The organism is Vibrio zhugei, from assembly GCF_003716875.1.
GTDB classification, from domain to species: Bacteria; Pseudomonadota; Gammaproteobacteria; order Enterobacterales; family Vibrionaceae; genus Vibrio; species Vibrio zhugei.
In genome coordinates this window covers 1,745,460-1,763,241 of record NZ_CP033078.1, presented here as the reverse complement: position 1 = coordinate 1,763,241, position 17,782 = coordinate 1,745,460, and the positions used below count along the sequence as shown (strand labels likewise).

Here is a 17,782-nt window from a genome sequence, read left to right as displayed (position 1 = left end):
CAGCAAGTGTTTACTTACCAAGACAGTGATTTACCTTGAAAATCAAGGAAGTGATGACCTTGCTTGCCTTGTGCTTGTTCTATCACGTTGGCTAATCCTGCCGCACTGGCGTCCACTGAAACGGGCGCGACTTCTCCACCAAGGCGTGTACTGACCCATCCTGGATGTAACGACAGCAAAGTGACGCCATTGGCCGTCGCTTGTGGTCGTAATGAACGAGTCAGCATATTCAGGGCACTTTTACTGGATGAATAGATTGGCATTGCCGCTTCGGTATTTTCGTTTAAGCTTCCCATGATTGAGCTAGTAAAGCCGAGTACCCCTGTGTCAGCCTTCACATAGGGTAGCAAGTGCGAGGCCAGTCGCATCGGTGAAATCGTGTTGGTTTTATACAGTTCAAATAAATCGTCATCGGATGCCTTATCGACGAAGGTACAATGGGGACCGTGGATTCCTGCATTGATAATAATGGCATCATATTTTTGGCTTTGAAGCTGTTCGCAAAAAGCACGGTGTTGCTTGGTATCATTGATATCCAGTGTGAGCCATTGAATCGTAGGATCGCTATTGTCTTCTGTGGTAGAGCGATACGTGGCGGTGACTTGCCAATCACGACTCGCGAGAACTTGGCTCAGGCCAAACCCAATACCTTGTGATGCGCCAATGATTAAAGCCTGTTTTTTCATAATAATCCTTTCCTTAAATGACGAAAATCATATCAAAATGAATATAAGCGTTGTGTGATATAAACCCTAACATGTCGTTCGTCACTTGAGCAATAAAGCCCAATCGAGATTGGGCTTTACAATATTTACAATGATAATTTGCGAGTAAGGCGATTAATTTCTTCTTGCCACGCTCGCTGATGTTGAGGTTTTTGATGTTTGGGTTTACGTTGACGATCACTCGCCAGTTTCTCCTCTAATTCAATCAACCGTTCTAGATCGTGACTCTGGTCATGGTCTTGCCGCTCAGTCAATGAAAGGGAGGTATCGTCAAGTGGGCTTGACGGGCCATCATTCATGCTCTCCTGATTGGCGCTCTTCAGTAACTCGAACACTGCATCATCCAACTGTGTCCATTCATGAACTTTCCCGTTTATGATGATCCAAAATCGCTGACAGGTTTGGCGCAGTAAGTCGCGATCGTGACTGACAAGGACAGCCGCACCGGCATAATTTTGCAGTGTTTCAATTAATTGCTCTTTGCCTTCTAAGTCGAGATGGTTGGTCGGTTCATCAAGGAACAACATATGATGCTGGGCAAGGCTTAATCCTAAAAACAGCAGGCGTGCTCGCTCTCCACCACTCAGAGAGTGGACGTATTGCTGGTGGCGCTCAAAGGCAAATCCCGTGCTGATTAACGCCTGCTTGCGTTGATCATCATTGAGGGGCGCAAAGGGAATCAAGGCATCGTGAATGGTTTGCGTATCGTCTAATTGTTCAAGGTCTTGATCGTAATAGCCCAGTTGGCATTTTGGGTGCCACGTGACGGTGTTTTCCTTTAACATCGACTCGATGTTCAGTGTCACTGTTTGTGTGTCTGCTGCCTGATAGCTCGCATACAGCGCTTTGAGAAGGGTCGACTTACCACAGCCATTGCGCCCCAAAATGGCGATATTTTCTCCACTTTTGACTTGTTTATTTTTTAAAGTCAATAAGGGGGTCGGCTCTTGGGGTAGTGACAGGCAGACCGTCTTAATATCAAGTAGGCGATTGGCGGGAAGCGGTTGACCACGCAATTGCAAGCGCCAATCTGTCTCACGTGACAGTACGGTTTGTTGAACCTGTAACTTTTCTTTTCGGGCTTGCATGGTTTTCGCTTTTCGTGCGAGGTCTTCGTTATCATACACTTTCCCCCAGTTGGCCAGCCGTTTCGCGCTTGCCTCTAGGCGGTCAATCTCTTTTTGCTCAGAATTAAAGCGCTGCTGATCGGCACTGTCTTGCTCTACTAGTGCCTGTCTTGCTTGTGTGCAGGGCAGAGCAAAAGTATGCAGCTTGGCATCGCGGAGAATCCAACTTATTGAGGTTACGTTATCGAGCAAGGTCGAGTCATGGGAGACGATGATAAACGCGCCTTTCCACTGGGAGAGGAAGGTTTCTAGCCACAACAATGATGGCAAATCGAGATGATTGCTGGGCTCATCCAGTAATAATAAGTCCGGCTGTTGAATGATGGCGATGCCCATCAGTAATCGCATTTGCTGGCCACCACTTAAGGTTTGAATCGCCACCGATTGAGCGTATTCGCTAAGACCTAATTGTTGGCACAGCGCGTCTGCGCGCCAAAAATCTTCAGGGGCTAAGTGATCGCGCAATAAGTCGATGGCCGTCATTGTCAGTGCTGAGGCTGGAAAATGTTGTTCTACACGGGCAATCACGCAATGCTTTGCTCGGTGAATAGTGCCCGATGAATGATGGGTTGGGTGGGTGAGTGCGTGTAATAAGGTACTCTTTCCACAGCCATTTTGGCCGATTAAACCAATTTTTTCCCCTTGACGAACGGAAAAAGAGGCATTGTTTAATAGCACTCGCGTGCTAAGAGTGAGCGAGAGTTGCTGGGAAGTAAGATAGGTTGTCATAGTGAATACTCAAGAATTATAGGCGTTAACAAGCCTTGTCAAAATTGCTGACAATAATTCTTAGAGCTAGAGAGAAAAGAATTCGACTAGCAGTCTTTAGAACGGTCGTGATTTTCGCTCAGGCTAAGATTATCGCAGCGCGATGGATGTCTTGCTTGAGCGAGCGATAACGCCAAAGAAATGTGGGTTGATTTTGTTGTTCCACATCATAATAAGAGCCTCCTTGTTGTCGTTGAGCACCGGGGTGCAGTGAATCGATGAATCCATGCTAAGCAACTGTGGGGGAAAATTCAAGTTAAACAGTCTCATCGCTGGGTTTCTGTTGTGACTGCAAGGTCGCGGAGTGTGAGCTGGAACTGATTAGTGATAGCGTTGTACCGGATACCTAAGTAAAATGCGCGGACAATGTTTTGGAGAGCAGAATGAATACCCAAATTTTACCGAAGATATCCAAACCGGCTTTGTTCGTGTTATACCTCATCATCTTTTTAGGCTCGGCAGGTTTTTTTATTACGATACCCGCTTATGTGAGCTTATTTCTTTCCAATGAGCACTCAATGGCCATAGCCAAAGCGATGCCATTATCACAACGCCGTGAATTGTTCGGTATTGTTATGTCTGCGGCTCCGTTTCTGTCCATGTTTTTTACCCCCTTTATTGCGCGTTTTGCCGATCGTTTCAACCGTCAGTGGGTGATGATTGCCTGTTTGGCGGTGGCGAGTTTAGGATTTGTGCTTCCTGTTTATGCCATCATCACGGGCTCGGTTGTGTTGTTATTCGCCGGCAATATGATCAATAGCATTGGCTCTGCGAGCCAACCTATCGCGCAAGCTATTCTTGCTGATAATAGCCAAGGCAAAAATAAAGCGACGCTAATGAGTTTCGTGGCCGTGGTCATGACTGCGGCGATGTCTTTTGGCCCTGCGCTTGGCAGTAAGCTTTTGGCCAATTATGGGGTCACAGGGCCTTTTTATGCTTGCTTGCTGATTGCAGTGGTTTGTGGCGTGTTACTGCTATGGATTCGTTGCCCACAACAGGTGTCAGTACCAAACGAAAATCCGTTCTCTCTTGCCGCGCCGCTCGAGCGGAGTAAAGCAGGTCTATTAAAATGTTTATGGATTGTCTTTTTGTGCCAATTCAGTTGGAGCCTGTATTTTCAAAATATCTCGTTCATTTTCCCACAGACCTTTCATTTATCCTTAGAAAGCAGTCAATATCAGTATTACATGATGGCGATTGGGCTGGTCATGATGGCTTCTTTGATACTGTTACCGCGCATAGTGCTATCTTGGTTGCCTTTGGCGCGAGCATTGAAGTGGGTGTTGACCGCGGCAGGTGTCGGTATGGTTTTGCTGGCTTGGACTCCCACGTTTGTCATACATGCTGTGATCATGGTGTTTACCGCGGCGATGGTCGCTCTGGCGTTTCCGCTCTATATCACCGCCTTGTCTGATCGTGCCAGCGACCAAGACCAAGGATGGGCAATGGCGTTATCCAGTGCGATGGTCGGATTGGCATGGACGTTAACGGGCTATTTAACCGCCATTATGGTGAATGTTGATGTGAAATTACCCACATTAGTGGCGGCATTGGGTTATGCGGTAGCGCTCATGCTCATTCCTCGGACCACCACGCAACAATTGAAAGAGGCTCAAGTATGAGTGCAGCGTTTGAAGCGTTAATTAAACGTTATGATTATCACCCTGTGATTCCTGCGGAGCGCCAATATGGCCAGCCGTTGATTGTTGATTTGACGCCTGAGAGTGAGATTTGGCAGAAAGTCAGTGATGGCCACGATTACGCACAAGAAATCAAACGGCAGGCGGCCGAGTTGCAGGCGACGGTGGAAGTTGGGCGCTATGCCGAGGAGCGGTTGATCTATCAAGAGACCGACAATTTTGTCGGGCAAGAGGCCAGAACACTGCACATCGGTATAGACTTAGGGATTCCTGCGGGGAATCCAGTGTATGCACCATTAGAAGGTTGTGTATTGGGCTTTGGTAATGATCCCACGCAAGGCTCCTATGGACCATCGGTTGTTTTACGTCATGAATTAGAAGGACAGGTGTTTCATACCTTGTATGGCCATCTATCGGTCCGCTCTTTGGCGGCGCTTTCGGTGGGGCAAGAGATCGGGCGAGGAGAGGCGTTCGCCGCGATAGGTTCGCCGGATGAAAATGGCGGCTGGCCACCGCATCTGCATTTCCAACTGATTCGTGATATGCAAGGACATACCGCTGATTATGTCGGTGTTGTCGATCCCCAATATGCGGAGTTTTATTTAGATAATTGCCCCGATCCCAACTGGATTCTGAATATGTCTTTATAGTCCAGTGAGTCTGAATTATTCAGGAAGCACCGACGTTTTTTGACTGGCTTTTTACGTTGCCGTTAACACATCTTGTTCGTGTTTTTATAAAGTGACCTCACATGCAATCAAGACATAGGTATGAAGATGATTGACTTTTCGTCGGCCAGACGAGGTTTGCTAGTTGGGGCGATGTTGGCGGGGTTATTTATCGGCGCCTTCATTCCTGCGGTTGGCAAGGCGGCTGGGCCTTGGCATATTGAACTGCATTTTTTAGCCTTTGCTCTGGTTGGCAGTGTGCTGACTGCATGTTTATGGCGATTACATTGGTATTGGCATGGGATCATCATCGTTGTGATTCCAGTGATTCACGAGATCTGTGAAATCTGGGGACACCATCATGGCTTGGAGGTCATGGATATTATTATTGATATCGGAGGGGGGTTGACGGGGGTCATTGCTTGGTATGCCATGAAGAAATTCACAGCCAAGTATTGATACCTAGGATGCCTTAAAAAGAGTTATCATGGATAAGCGTTGAATTGTGCTATATTCAACGCCCATTAAAACCGATATGAAATAACCGATGAATCGTAAAAAACGCATTAATGAAGCGCTGCAGAAAAGGCTTAAAAAACAGAATGCCAAGTTGCATCGTAGTAATAAACCTCGTTACATCTCTAAAGCGGAACGAGCAAAAATGGAACAAGATCAAGAACTCGCGGAGTCTGAGGGTGTTGTTTCTGCGGTGAGTGAATAGATTATTTACCGCTGCATCGCTGTGGGGTCAGCGTGTGAATACTGCCCCACAGTCGCTTAGCCTGACCAAACGGAATTAGTCTGGAATGGAAAAGCCCAATTCCACTGCTTTATTTCTCCGCGCCTCTCGGCTCTCCAAATCATCACTCGCTTCTACCCATAACCGAGAGCAACGTGTCCCTGTGCGGCAAAACGCTAAAACGGGTGTCGTTGCTGTTCTCAGTATATCCGCAAAATTGTCATAGTCCTCTGGTGTGATCGCGGCCGATTGTACGGGTTGCTCGATAAAAGTGATGCCTAATTGCTGGGCTTGTTTGGCGAGCTCTGCATTACGCGGTTGTTTTTCTCCTTCGCCATCAGGGCGGTTACTTATGATGGTTTTATAGCCCGCCTCCGCTATCACGGTGAGATCGGCTGGCTCGATTTGTCCAGTTACGGATAAATCATCGGTTAATGGCACCATTGTCGTCATGTTTTTATCCTATTGTCGTTCCATTTTCGGTTGTTCTGATCGTCTTATTGAGCTTGCGATACTGCACGTCTCTACTCATTTCAATACTCTTCAATCTGACATTACAGCAACATTCGACGTTTTACTATGTATAGAAACAGTAACTCAATAGGAAGTAAAACGCGTGTCAAGCAGGAATGAATATCCAGTAGTGATGGTTTTGTCACCGAGCAACTCGGGCTGACGGTAGAGTAACGGTCATCACTTACTTGATACTCAGTTGATGGGGCAATCGAGTCAATGGTATTCATCAACCAATTGATAGATATTTAGTTATTGCATTGCTGCCCATGGCGTCTTTACACAGGAAAGACTCTAAAAATCGACAGTTCTACGATTTATAGGAATGGATTATTTTGTAATACACAGTGAAATGACGGACCTTATCGCTTCAATTTTGTGATGACGTTCTTAACTTTATTGGCTGAAAGTATGGATGAAGTTGCTGTAGTTTAACTAGTTAGAATGCTTTAACAGTCCTATGCGCTTGGACACGTTACAAAGGCGACCACAACGAGAATATTGAAGCAGTTATGAGGTCTCCTATGAAAAATTACAAATTATCAGTATTGGAGAAAGTCGGGTTTGGATCTGGGGATATGGCCGTTAATGTGGTCATATCTTCAATGATGTTGATCATTACTTTTTTCTATACCGATGTCTTCGGGATTAAATCGCAAGACTTAGCCATGTTATTCATTGTCGTTCGCTTGATTGACGCGGTTACTGACCCAGTGATGGGCATCATTACCGATAAGGTGAATACTCGTTGGGGGCGTTATCGTCCATACATGCTCTTTTTGTCCGTCCCTTTTGGTCTTTCTGTCTTTCTGACATTCAGTACGCCAGACGTGGATTACAACTCGAAGTTAGCGTACGCCTATGCGACCTACATTTTGGTCACAATTATGTTTACCGCGGTCACTATCCCTTATATCTCCTTGATCAGTGTGTTGACCAATGATCCCAAAGAACGCCTTTCTGCGAATGGTTACCGTTTGTTCTTCGCTAAAATTGCGGCATTTCTTGTCACGATCATTGTTCCGCAACTCGCAGCGGCCTCAGGGGATGGGGTACAAGAAGGCTACAAATACGCGATGGGGCTCATGGGGCTGATGGGCACGTTATTGTTCCTGTTCTGTTTCTTTACCACCAAAGAACGAGTGGCGCACGAAGTCGAAACCAAGACGTTATTTCAACAAGCTGCATTATTGGTCAAAAATGATCAATGGCTGATTTTATTCTCAGTGTGTGTCACAGGAACCGTTGGCTATGTGATTCGCGGGTCTGTTGGTGCTTATTACGCGAAATACTATTTAGGTGGAGATGCCGCGACGATTTCCTCGTTTCTCGCGACAGGAGTAACGGCGGCGATACTTGCGATGGTGGCTTCCACTTGGATCACCAAGCGCTGGTGTAAAGTACAGTTATTCCGCTACTCACAGATTGCCGTGCTGGTTCTCAGTGCCATGATGTATTTTCTTGTTGGGCGTGACGATGTCGCGTTGGCGTTCGTCTTCTATTTCCTGATTTCTTTCGTTGTGGATTTACATGCGCCCGTTTTTTGGTCCGCGATTGCCGAGGCCGTCGACTATGGTCAATATAAAAATCACGAACGTGTCTCGGGGTTATCTTTCGGTGGGATTTCATTTGCTCAAAAATTTGGCATGGGAATCGCTGGTGCCATCGTCGGTTGGCTACTGACGTACTTTAATTATGTACCGAATCAAGCACAAACGGCAGAGACCTTAACAGGGATTGCATTAATGCTCACCATCATTCCTGGGGTATTCCACTGTATAATGGGGTTATTGATGTTCAAGTACAAAGTGACCGATGACTACTATCAAAAAATGATGGTCAACATGCCAGACGATGCGGATGATGTTATCGCTGGAGACGCGGCCCCCGAACCTGTTAATTCTGCCTTAAAATAGACAAAGAGAAGGACATTCGATGAAATTTAAGAATCCCGTTATCACGCAGCGTGCGGACCCACAAGTGTACCGCCATACGGATGGCTATTATTATTTTACCGCGTCGGTTCCCGCTTATGATCGTATTGAGCTACGTCGGGCCACCACACTCACAGGGTTAGCAGAACCTGAAGCCATAATCACGGCTTGGCAAAAACCGGACGAGGGACCTTATTCTGAGTTAATTTGGGCGCCTGAAATTCATTTTGTCAAAGGACGTTGGATGATTTATTTTGCGGCCGCGCCAAGCCGAGCAATTAAAGACGATTTATTTCAGCACCGCATGTATGCGATTGAAAATTTAAGTGCGGACCCGATGACTCCTGAGTGGTCATTCTGTGGTCAGATTGATTCGGGTATTGATGCGTTTTGTCTTGATGCGACCGTGTTCTCTCATCAGGGTACCGATTATTATATATGGGCGCAAAAAGATCCTGAGATAGCAGGGAACTCAAACTTATACATTGCCGAAATGTTATCCCCAACGGAGTTGAAACTACCAGGAACCTTACTCACTGTTCCTGAATATGAGTGGGAGACTCGCGGGTTTATGGTCAATGAAGGGCCATATTTACTCAATAGTCACGGCAAAGTGTGGTTAACCTATTCCGCCAGTGCCACCGACGAAAACTATTGTATGGGGATATTGTGGGCAGATGAAGACAGTGACTTGCTCGAGGCCGCCAATTGGACGAAGTCTGCAGAGCCTGTTTTTACTTCTAACACCCCAGCAAAGGTGTTTGGGCCTGGGCATAGCTGTTTTACTCAAGATGAAAATGGCGAAGATGTCTTGGTGTATCATGCCCGTGAGTATACCGATATTGAGGGGGATCCCTTGTGGGATCCTAACCGGCATACGCGTATGAAATATGTCACGTGGAGTGACGGATTTCCTCAATTTGGAGAGGCCGAATAACGCCCCCTTCAGCCGATAAAAAAGCCCCTGTCATCGGGGGCTTTTTCGTCCATAAGCAACCAGACAATGCCTCGCTATCTCGTTAGCTGACAAACAACCAAATGGCGACGCCAATCATTAATGTGCCGGCAATACGATTCAATAAGCGTATGTTGTTGGGTTTATTGAGCGCTCGGCGCAGCCCTTTACCCCCCGTCGCGTAGAGAGACATACAGACGAACTCTGAGATCATAATGATCCCCACAAGATAGGCGAGTTGTGGTGCAATACGAACAGAGTTATCAATAAACGGAGGCAGCAAAGAAATCATAAATGCCCATCCTTTCGGATTGGCGATGGCCGTGACAAAGCCTTGGACCACAAGATCCCAATCGGAGCCGGTAAACGCGTGTTGCTCAAAACTGATCGCTAGCTTGCCACGGGCGAGCCACATTTGTATGCCCAAATACGCTAAATACACTGCGCCAATGGTTTTGCACAGAGTAAAGATCAATGGGTAATTGAGCATGACGGCGGCAATGCCGACAACGGCGGAAATCGCAACCGCAGCCACTCCGAACACTTCCCCCAACATCATCCATAGTGTGCGTTTATAGCCGATACTCATCCCAAGCGTGAGCGCCAGAGTCATGCACATACCTGGTGTGATAGATACAAAGAAAAAAGTGGGAATGAAAACCCCTAAGATTGCCGTATTCACGAATGACCATCCATATCGATTTGATTGATGTTGTACAGTAATGGTTTGCTTGTGGCTTATCAAGCGTAAAGACGTGAACAATCAAGGCTAGACCTAGAGATTGAGCCTCGCTATAGTGATTTGAATTTATTGATTAAAAATTGTAAGAGGATAAGCTTGAATGAAATTATATGTCTATGAACATTGTCCTTTTTGTGCACGTGTTGGATTTATCGCTGGAATGTTACATATTCCACTAGAGCAGGTTGTGCTGGTCTACGATGATGTGACCACTCCGACTGAGCTGGTGGGGAAAAAAGCGGTCCCCATTTTGGAAAAAGAAGACGGAACTGCGATGGATGAAAGCATGGACATTATCGATTATTTTGTGCAGTTGCGTTTCCCGAACGCACCGTCACTGAGTGCGTCTTCCGAGGTGCTTGATTGGCAAGCTCAAGCTTTTCCATTATTGCAAAAAATTGGCTATCCACGTTGGCCTGAGTTGGGCTTAGGAGAGTTTTTAACGGCCAGCAGTCGGCAGGCGTGGCTCGATAAAAAGCAAACCGACGAGCTTAACTTCGCTGAGTTGAAAGCGAATACCCCCGAGATTGCAGCGCAGGTCTCGGCGTTGATTAAGCAGGTGGAGCCGATTTTATTTCCTCAATCTGGGGTGCCAACCTTCATTGATGAGGCGATTGTCTTTTCGTTATTACGTGGGTGGGTCTGTGAGCCGAGCATTGAATGGCCTCCAGCGGTCATGCAATGGCTACGCCGCCGTTCAGCTGTGACAGGCGTCAGTGTGCTAATGCGTGATTAGCGCATTGATGTCGCGGCCGGTCTTGGTTTGACGCCACCCCAATGATATGGGGTGGCGTTTTCGATCGTGCGTACGGACTGATGCCGCGATCAAGACTCTGTTTTTGGTGAGGTAAAGTTGCCGTACAGATCAAGACGGCGGTGACGTAAGTTGGTTACAGAGCCTTCAGTATTGAGGTGTTTGAGCTTGTCTAAATCGACATCGGCAAAGATGATCATCTCGGTATTCGGGCTCGCTTCTGCAATAGTGGCATCATGGGGGAAATAGATGTCAGACGGTGAAAAGACCGCTGATTGTGCGTATTGAATATCCACATTATCAACACGTGGTAAGTTACCCACACTGCCGCCAATTGCCACATAGCATTCGTTTTCGATGGCTCTGGCTTGCGAGCATAAGCGCACCCGCTGATAGCCATTTTTGGTATCGGTCCAGAAGGGGACGAATAATATTTGCACATCGTCTTCCGCCATCATTCGTCCTAATTCTGGAAACTCTGAGTCATAACAAATCAGAATGCCGATACGCCCAGCATCGGTGTTAAATACTTGGACTTTATCACCGCCGGTAATAACCCAGTCACGTTGTTCGTGTGGGGTAATATGGATTTTTTTCTGTTCATCAATTGAACCATCGCGGTGCAATAAATAGGCGACGTTATATAATTCACCCTCTTCTTCAACGGGCATGCTGCCTGCGATGATATTGATATTGTAAGTCACAGCCAATTCACTGAAGCGCAGTTTGATCTGTTCACTGAAGGATGCGAGGAAACGGATGGCTTCTTCCGGTCGCTGGTCGCTTTTCAACCCCATGAGCGGAGCATTAAAAAACTCGGGAAATAAGGCGAAATCGGCTTTATAGCTACAAGAAGAGCGGACGAAGAATTCGGCTTGCTCCATTAAATCTTTCACATCGTTAACGGCCCGCATTTGCCATTGTACGATACCAATACGGATAAGCGTCTTATCGGCATCATGAATGGATGTCACATCTTCTTCGTAGAAAATGTTATCCCATTCCAATAAGGTGGCGTAACCACGTGAACTGCTGTCTTCTGGTAAGTAATGGCGCATGACACGTTTGACATCGAAGTCATTGGCTAGCTGAAAGGACAAAATGTGGTCGTGAATTTCTTTACGGCTGACTTTTTCGATGTATTCCAGTACCGAATATTGGTCGGCATAATCTTTATACTTAGGAATACGGCCACCGGCGAGAATGGCTTTGAGGTTATCGCTGCGACAGATTTCTTTACGAGCTTCATACAAACGGCGGCCCAGACGCAGCCCACGGTAATCAGGGTGGACAAACACGTCCAAACCGTATAGTGCGTCACCATTGCGTTGGTGTTGAATCACGTTGTGCTCATTCACAATGTCGGTGTACACATGAGGCAATGACATACGGCTATAGTCGACCTTGATGGTTAAGGCAGCGCCGACAATACGGCCGTCATCTTCGATACAAATTTGACCATCAGGGTATTGGTGGATCAGATCTAATATGGTCATTCTTGGCCAGGCGCCGCCCACATCTGGGAAAACCAGATCCATGAGTTCCGCAAGTTGTGGATAGTCTTTTTTATCGATGACTCGCAAAGTAAGGCGTGTATTTGGCGTTCTCATGCAGCTTAATCCTTTATCACAATAGTGCCGTTATATTGACGATGTTAGGTAGGCAATTCAAGCGGTAAAATGCCGCTGTAGCGACATTCCTTATCTGATTCGGCGCGAGAACGAGCATGAGCGTCGCTAAAACCTAGTCAAACACTCAGGTATTTGTTAGGGTCATTTCTCCGCACTTAATGGGATCAATTATGTCAGTCTGGAACCGAGTCGACGTCACCACTCGCTTTAGTGAATTACCGCGAGCCTTTTATACGGTTGTAAAGCCGCAGCCGTTAACCGACCCTGATTGGGTTATGTGGAATGAAGATTTAGCGTTGCAATTTGGTTTGCCCCCTGAGCCGAGTGAAGAGCTGCTTAATGTGTTTTCTGGGCAGACCATTCCTGATGTTTTTGCGCCATTAGCCATGAAGTATGCTGGACATCAATTTGGCATCTATAACCCCGATCTTGGTGATGGACGGGGTTTGTTATACGGAGAACTCCGGACTCTGAGCGGGCAGTATTATGATGTGCATGTGAAAGGTTCCGGATTGACGCCGTATTCACGCATGGGCGATGGGCGCGCGGTGCTGCGTTCTTCCATCCGCGAGTATCTGTGCAGTGAAGCGATGGCTGGCCTTGGTATTGCCACAACAAGGGCTTTAGCTTTGGTGAGCAGTCAAACACCGGTGAGACGGGAGAGAATGGAAACGGGGGCTATGTTGACTCGTGTGGCTAAAACGCACATTCGTTTTGGTCATTTTGAGCACTTATTTTATACCAATCAGCTCGCTGAATTAACTTTACTTGCGGATAAAGTCATTGATTGGTATTACCCCGAATGTCGCCATACTGATAGCCCGTACGCGCAAATGTTCGCGCGGATTGTAGAGCGTACCGCGTGTATGATTGCAGAATGGCAGGCTACAGGCTTTGCTCATGGCGTCATGAACACCGACAATATGTCCATAGTCGGGGAAACTTTCGATTATGGGCCATTTGCGTTTATGGATGACTACGACCCAGGTCTTATCTGTAATCACTCGGATTATCAAGGTCGTTATCAATTTGACCGTCAACCATCGATTGGGCTTTGGAACCTGACGGCGCTGGCCCATGCATTGTCCCCGTTAATTGAACACGCGGATTTGGAGCGGATTCTTTCCACGTACGAACCCACCATGCAACGACGTTACAGCGTCATTATGCGTGAGAAGTTAGGACTGAAACAAAGTCGAGCCGAAGATAGCCAGTTATTTGATGATCTGTTCCAGTTGATGGCCGCCAATCATGTCGACTACGCCCGTTTTCTTCGTCAACTATCGAATCTAGATGTTGATGGACGTCAGCCGGTGGTGGACTTGGTGATGGACAGAGAACACGCTCAGCAGTGGCTCAGCCGTTACTTGACGCGCTGCGCCGCAGAAGACGGTGGAGAAGCTGAGCAAGCAATGCAACAACGCTGCACGTTGATGCGCTTAAAAAATCCTAAATATCGTTTACGCAATTACTTGGCGCAAATCGCGATTGAGAAAGCGGAGCAGGGTGACTATTCTGACGTCGCCACGTTAGCCTATTTACTGGCGCATCCTTTTGATGAGCACCCCGAGTACCACCATTACGCGGCATTACCACCGCAGTGGGGGAAAGACTTAGCCATCAGTTGTTCTTCATAAATCACAGCGAATCAAACCGCCTATTTCCATGGATGAACAAGCGAATGAGCGTCCGTGAGTTGGACGCTTTTCGCTCAAAAGGCACCGAGCTTGGTTTTTTTTAGTGGGTTAGTGAAAAAAATTGGATAATTCCCTTGAAAATAGCGTTTTTCTTCCCCATTTCTCTGTGTAGCGGTGTCGTGTTGTGCTGCTTTTTTTAGCACTTGGTAGAGTTTTTAGGACTTAACGTCACTCAGTGTAGGCGGATACTCGACAGGTTTCGATCTGCTCGTTAGAATGGCGCGTCTATATATGTATATCCTGAGACTAATCGGAGATACCTTTCGATAGATTATCGTTAAGATATCGCTAATTAGTTCGATAGTGTGCCACTAGGCAGATTATCTAAACTCGATTTTAAAGTGTTCGCTTGAACACAACACATGGATGCAGCCAAACAACTCTTTGGCTCATGATGCTCAATATACTGAGCAAGCTTTGAGGTTTAAAAATAATGCAAGTTACTGTTGAAACTCTAGAAGGCCTACAGCGCCGCCTTAATATTACTGTTCCTGCTGATACTGTTGAAAAAGCGGTAACAGCAGAACTTCGCAATATCGCGAAAAACCGTCGTTTTGATGGTTTCCGTAAAGGCAAAGTGCCTTTGAAAATGGTTGATCAAATGTACGGTCAATCAGTACGTCAAGACGTACTGGGCGAATTGATGCAACGTCACTTCATTGAAGCGATCGTGCAAGAGAAAATCAACCCAGCGGGTGCGCCAACGTTCGCTCCAACAGACGTAACTGCAGGTCAAGATGTTGTGTTCTCAGCAACGTTCGAAGTGTACCCAGAAGTTGAGTTGAAAGGTCTAGAAAACATCTCTGTTGAAAAACCAACAGCTGCTGTGGGTGACGAAGACGTCGCTGAAATGCTAGAAACACTACGTAAGCAACAAGCGGAATGGAAAGAAGTTGATGAAGCGGCTGAAGAAGGCAAGCGCGTCACTATCGATTTCGTTGGTTCTATCGACGGCGAAGAATTCGAAGGCGGTAAAGCAGAAAGCTTCCCTCTAGAAATGGGCGAAGGCCGCATGATTCCTGGTTTTGAAGACGGCATTGCTGGCAAAACGAAAGGCATGGAATTCGAAATCGACGTCAACTTCCCAGAAGACTACCACGCTGAAAACTTGAAAGGTAAAGCAGCAAAATTTGCTGTGACTATCCACAAAGTTGAAGCCCGTGAACTTCCAGAAATGACAGACGAATTCGTTGCTAAGTTCGGTGTTCAAGAAGGCGGTGTTGAAGCGTTGAAAGCGGAAGTTCGCAAGAATATGGAACGTGAACTAAAACAAGCGATTAAAGCGAACATCAAAGAGCAAGCGATCGAAGGTCTTGTGAAAGAAAACGACATCGATGTACCTGCCAGCTTGATCGACCAAGAAATCGGTGCGCTACGTAAGCAAGCAGCACAACGTTTCGGTGGTAACACTGAAGCGGCTGATCAACTTCCGCGTGAACTATTTGAAGAACAAGCAAAACGTCGTGTTGTAGTTGGTCTATTATTAGGTGAAGTCATCAACGCGAAAGAGCTTAAAGCTGACGAAGCGAAAGTAAAAGCACTTATCGAAGACATGGCGACAGCATACGAAGATCCATCAGAAGTGATTGCTTACTACGAGCAAGACGAGAAAATGATGGAAAATATGCGTAACCTTGCCCTTGAAGAGCAAGCTATTGATGCGATCATTGCTGAAGCAAAAGTGTCTGAGAAAGAAGTAAGCTTCAACGAGCTTATGAACTCTCAACAAACTGCTGCTTAATAAGCACACTATAACGTAGAAGGTTGACGTCAAGTTGACTCTTCTGCTAACAATGGTCCGTATGATACTTGTCATTCGGGCCATTTATTTTAGGGATATAAGACTATGAGCAACCAAGAAAATAATGCAATGTCTCCAATCATTGATGCACTTGTGCCAATGGTAGTAGAGCAGACCTCCCGAGGCGAACGTTCTTACGATATTTATTCTCGTTTGTTGAAAGAGCGTGTTATCTTCCTGACGGGACAAGTCGAAGACCAGATGGCGAATTTGGTTGTGGCGCAACTGCTTTTCTTAGAATCTGAAAACCCTGATAAAGATATTTTCCTATACATTAACTCACCAGGCGGTAGTGTGACGGCAGGGATGTCTATCTACGATACGATGCAGTTTATCAAGCCAAACGTGAGCACGGTATGTATGGGGCAAGCAGCGTCTATGGGAGCATTCCTATTAGCCGGTGGTGCGAAAGGAAAACGCTACGTGTTACCTAACTCGCGCGTCATGATTCACCAACCACTCGGTGGTTTCCAAGGCCAAGCGTCTGATATTCAAATTCATGCGCAAGAAATCTTGTCAATTAAACAAAAGCTAAACCGTTTGTTATCTGAGCACACTGGCCAACCGCTGGACGTTATTGAGCGCGATACCGATCGTGATAACTTTATGTCTGCGGAAGCTTCTGTGGAATACGGTCTAGTTGATGCAGTGTTAACACACCGCAATAGCTAAAATTGTTAAGTTTAAGCTGAATATTGGTTGTATATCACTTCTGTAAATTGCACACGCATTTTGACAAAAATTGATATACACTCAGTCCTAAATATATACAGGCTAAGAGGTTAGCGAATGACAGACAAAAGCAAAGAGAGTAGTAGCAGTAAACTGCTTTACTGCTCTTTCTGTGGCAAAAGCCAACACGAAGTTCGCAAGCTAATCGCAGGTCCTTCGGTTTACATCTGTGACGAATGTGTGGATTTATGTAACGACATTATTCGTGAAGAAATTAAAGATGTATTGCCAAAGAAAGAGTCATCAGCGTTACCTACGCCACGTGAGATTCGTGAGAATCTAGATGATTATGTGATTGGCCAAGATCAGGCTAAAAAAGTGTTATCTGTAGCGGTATACAACCATTACAAACGCTTGCGTAACGGCGACACCACCAGTGACGGCGTTGAGCTAGGCAAGAGTAACATCTTGCTGATTGGTCCCACAGGGAGTGGTAAAACCTTGCTAGCGGAAACGTTAGCGCGCTTTTTGGACGTGCCATTTACTATGGCCGATGCGACCACACTAACCGAAGCGGGTTATGTGGGCGAAGATGTGGAAAACATCATCCAAAAACTGCTGCAAAAATGCGATTATGATGTGGCAAAAGCCGAGCGCGGTATTGTCTACATTGATGAAATCGATAAAATTTCACGTAAAGCAGAAAACCCATCGATTACCCGTGATGTTTCCGGTGAAGGTGTTCAGCAAGCGCTCTTGAAATTGGTTGAAGGGACAATTGCATCCGTACCACCACAAGGTGGACGTAAGCACCCTCAACAGGAATTTTTGCAAGTCGATACGTCTAAGATTCTATTTATCTGTGGCGGTGCTTTCGCTGGCTTAGATAAAGTGGTTGAACAGCGTGTAGCGAAAGGTTCTGGTATCGGTTTTGGCGCAGAAGTTCGTTCTAAAGATGAAAGTCAAAGCATTGGGCAACTGTTCACACAGGTAGAACCAGAAGATTTGGTGAAATACGGTTTGATTCCTGAGTTTATCGGTCGTTTACCTGTGACTGCGACATTGACTGAGCTAGACGAAGATGCCTTGATTCAAATCTTGAGTGAACCTAAAAATGCGCTGACCAAGCAATACGGTGCATTGTTCGATCTTGAAGATACTGAACTTGAGTTCCGTGAAGATGCATTGCGCGCCATCGCTGCGCAGGGCATGAAACGTAAAACCGGTGCTCGTGGCTTGCGCTCAATTCTAGAAGAAGTCCTTCTAGAGACTATGTACGAGCTGCCATCAATGAAAGATGTGAGCAAAGTGGTGATTGACGAATCCGTGATCAACGGTGAATCTGAACCCTTGATGATTTACTCAACCAATGACAGCCAAGCGGCTGGAGCAGAGTAGCGTCGAAAAATAATGCAA

At 46.4% G+C, this 17,782-nt stretch carries 16 protein-coding genes; 11 read left to right on the top strand and 5 right to left on the bottom strand.

All coding sequences use genetic code 11. The features are described from left to right. Positions 1-14: 14 nt before the first annotated feature. Both EAE30_RS13390 and EAE30_RS13385 read right to left on the bottom strand, forming a co-directional pair. The gene (locus EAE30_RS13390) at positions 15-686 is read right to left on the bottom strand and encodes an SDR family NAD(P)-dependent oxidoreductase (protein WP_123016375.1); all 672 of its coding nucleotides are present in this window, start codon (positions 684-686) and stop codon (positions 15-17) included. 125 nt (positions 687-811) lie between these two features. Next, positions 812-2,581, bottom strand: coding sequence for an ABC-F family ATP-binding cassette domain-containing protein (locus tag EAE30_RS13385; protein WP_123016374.1), 1,770 nt, complete (start codon positions 2,579-2,581; stop codon positions 812-814). A 422-nt stretch (positions 2,582-3,003) separates the two neighbouring features. Between EAE30_RS13385 and EAE30_RS13380 the strand changes: the two genes are divergently transcribed. The 4 genes from EAE30_RS13380 to EAE30_RS13365 all read left to right on the top strand — a co-directional run bounded on the left by EAE30_RS13380 (position 3,004) and on the right by EAE30_RS13365 (position 5,649). Further along, positions 3,004-4,242, top strand: a complete 1,239-nt coding sequence (locus EAE30_RS13380) for an MFS transporter (protein WP_123016373.1) — start codon at positions 3,004-3,006, stop codon at positions 4,240-4,242. Further along, positions 4,239-4,910, top strand: coding sequence for a peptidoglycan DD-metalloendopeptidase family protein (locus tag EAE30_RS13375; RefSeq protein WP_123016372.1), 672 nt, complete (start codon positions 4,239-4,241; stop codon positions 4,908-4,910). The genes EAE30_RS13380 and EAE30_RS13375 overlap by 4 nt, the downstream gene beginning before the upstream one ends. Positions 4,911-5,036: 126 nt before the next feature. Beyond that, positions 5,037-5,387 (top strand): hypothetical protein, encoded by a 351-nt coding sequence (locus tag EAE30_RS13370; protein ID WP_123016371.1) that lies wholly within the window; start codon positions 5,037-5,039, stop codon positions 5,385-5,387. 88 nt (positions 5,388-5,475) lie between these two features. After that, positions 5,476-5,649, top strand: a complete 174-nt coding sequence (locus tag EAE30_RS13365) for a DUF2986 domain-containing protein (RefSeq protein WP_123016370.1) — start codon at positions 5,476-5,478, stop codon at positions 5,647-5,649. Positions 5,650-5,724: 75 nt separating this feature from the next. Here EAE30_RS13365 and EAE30_RS13360 read toward each other — a convergent pair whose 3' ends face one another. Then, positions 5,725-6,120 (bottom strand): protein tyrosine phosphatase family protein, encoded by a 396-nt coding sequence (locus EAE30_RS13360; protein WP_123016369.1) that lies wholly within the window; start codon positions 6,118-6,120, stop codon positions 5,725-5,727. A gap of 584 nt (positions 6,121-6,704) precedes the next feature. Between EAE30_RS13360 and EAE30_RS13355 the strand changes: the two genes are divergently transcribed. Both EAE30_RS13355 and EAE30_RS13350 read left to right on the top strand, forming a co-directional pair. Beyond that, positions 6,705-8,096 (top strand): MFS transporter, encoded by a 1,392-nt coding sequence (locus EAE30_RS13355; protein WP_123016368.1) that lies wholly within the window; start codon positions 6,705-6,707, stop codon positions 8,094-8,096. Positions 8,097-8,115: 19 nt separating this feature from the next. Further along, positions 8,116-9,051, top strand: a complete 936-nt coding sequence (locus EAE30_RS13350) for a glycoside hydrolase family 43 protein (RefSeq protein ID WP_123016367.1) — start codon at positions 8,116-8,118, stop codon at positions 9,049-9,051. A gap of 82 nt (positions 9,052-9,133) precedes the next feature. On the opposite strand, the gene EAE30_RS13345 is transcribed toward EAE30_RS13350, so the two are convergent. Then, positions 9,134-9,751, bottom strand: a complete 618-nt coding sequence (locus EAE30_RS13345; RefSeq protein ID WP_123016366.1) for a LysE family translocator — start codon at positions 9,749-9,751, stop codon at positions 9,134-9,136. Between the two features lie 160 nt (positions 9,752-9,911). On the opposite strand from EAE30_RS13345, the gene grxB reads away from it, so the two are divergent. Then, entirely contained in the window at positions 9,912-10,547 is a 636-nt protein-coding gene (grxB, locus tag EAE30_RS13340; RefSeq protein WP_123016365.1) for a glutaredoxin 2, read from the top strand. An 89-nt stretch (positions 10,548-10,636) separates the two neighbouring features. On the opposite strand, the gene EAE30_RS13335 is transcribed toward grxB, so the two are convergent. Further along, positions 10,637-12,175, bottom strand: a complete 1,539-nt coding sequence (locus tag EAE30_RS13335; RefSeq protein ID WP_123016364.1) for a bifunctional GNAT family N-acetyltransferase/carbon-nitrogen hydrolase family protein — start codon at positions 12,173-12,175, stop codon at positions 10,637-10,639. A gap of 191 nt (positions 12,176-12,366) precedes the next feature. Here EAE30_RS13335 and EAE30_RS13330 point away from each other — a divergent pair, with 191 nt between their 5' ends. The 4 genes from EAE30_RS13330 to clpX all read left to right on the top strand — a co-directional run bounded on the left by EAE30_RS13330 (position 12,367) and on the right by clpX (position 17,764). Continuing rightward, the gene (locus EAE30_RS13330) at positions 12,367-13,833 is read left to right on the top strand and encodes a protein adenylyltransferase SelO (protein ID WP_123016363.1); all 1,467 of its coding nucleotides are present in this window, start codon (positions 12,367-12,369) and stop codon (positions 13,831-13,833) included. Between the two features lie 493 nt (positions 13,834-14,326). Further along, positions 14,327-15,634: a trigger factor gene (gene tig / locus EAE30_RS13325; RefSeq protein WP_123016362.1), complete on the top strand. Its 1,308-nt coding sequence runs from the start codon at positions 14,327-14,329 to the stop codon at positions 15,632-15,634. 105 nt (positions 15,635-15,739) lie between these two features. Then, positions 15,740-16,366: an ATP-dependent Clp endopeptidase proteolytic subunit ClpP gene (gene clpP / locus EAE30_RS13320; RefSeq protein ID WP_123016361.1), complete on the top strand. Its 627-nt coding sequence runs from the start codon at positions 15,740-15,742 to the stop codon at positions 16,364-16,366. A gap of 117 nt (positions 16,367-16,483) precedes the next feature. Then, on the top strand, positions 16,484-17,764 hold the full coding sequence (gene clpX / locus EAE30_RS13315) for an ATP-dependent protease ATP-binding subunit ClpX (RefSeq protein ID WP_123016360.1): 1,281 nt from the start codon (positions 16,484-16,486) through the stop codon (positions 17,762-17,764). Positions 17,765-17,782: the final 18 nt, after the last annotated feature.

Bases quoted from the DNA above. Each gene is read 5' to 3' on its own strand.
- EAE30_RS13390 (WP_123016375.1), bottom strand. From the start codon at position 686: ATGAAAAAACAGGCTTTAATCATTGGCGCATCACAAGGTATTGGGTTT.
- EAE30_RS13385 (WP_123016374.1), bottom strand. From the start codon at position 2,581: ATGACAACCTATCTTACTTCCCAGCAACTCTCGCTCACTCTTAGCACG.
- EAE30_RS13380 (WP_123016373.1), top strand. From the start codon at position 3,004: ATGAATACCCAAATTTTACCGAAGATATCCAAACCGGCTTTGTTCGTG.
- EAE30_RS13375 (WP_123016372.1), top strand. From the start codon at position 4,239: ATGAGTGCAGCGTTTGAAGCGTTAATTAAACGTTATGATTATCACCCT.
- EAE30_RS13370 (WP_123016371.1), top strand. From the start codon at position 5,037: ATGATTGACTTTTCGTCGGCCAGACGAGGTTTGCTAGTTGGGGCGATG.
- EAE30_RS13365 (WP_123016370.1), top strand. From the start codon at position 5,476: ATGAATCGTAAAAAACGCATTAATGAAGCGCTGCAGAAAAGGCTTAAA.
- EAE30_RS13360 (WP_123016369.1), bottom strand. From the start codon at position 6,120: ATGACGACAATGGTGCCATTAACCGATGATTTATCCGTAACTGGACAA.
- EAE30_RS13355 (WP_123016368.1), top strand. From the start codon at position 6,705: ATGAAAAATTACAAATTATCAGTATTGGAGAAAGTCGGGTTTGGATCT.
- EAE30_RS13350 (WP_123016367.1), top strand. From the start codon at position 8,116: ATGAAATTTAAGAATCCCGTTATCACGCAGCGTGCGGACCCACAAGTG.
- grxB (WP_123016365.1), top strand. From the start codon at position 9,912: ATGAAATTATATGTCTATGAACATTGTCCTTTTTGTGCACGTGTTGGA.
- EAE30_RS13335 (WP_123016364.1), bottom strand. From the start codon at position 12,175: ATGAGAACGCCAAATACACGCCTTACTTTGCGAGTCATCGATAAAAAA.
- EAE30_RS13330 (WP_123016363.1), top strand. From the start codon at position 12,367: ATGTCAGTCTGGAACCGAGTCGACGTCACCACTCGCTTTAGTGAATTA.
- tig (WP_123016362.1), top strand. From the start codon at position 14,327: ATGCAAGTTACTGTTGAAACTCTAGAAGGCCTACAGCGCCGCCTTAAT.
- clpP (WP_123016361.1), top strand. From the start codon at position 15,740: ATGAGCAACCAAGAAAATAATGCAATGTCTCCAATCATTGATGCACTT.
- clpX (WP_123016360.1), top strand. From the start codon at position 16,484: ATGACAGACAAAAGCAAAGAGAGTAGTAGCAGTAAACTGCTTTACTGC.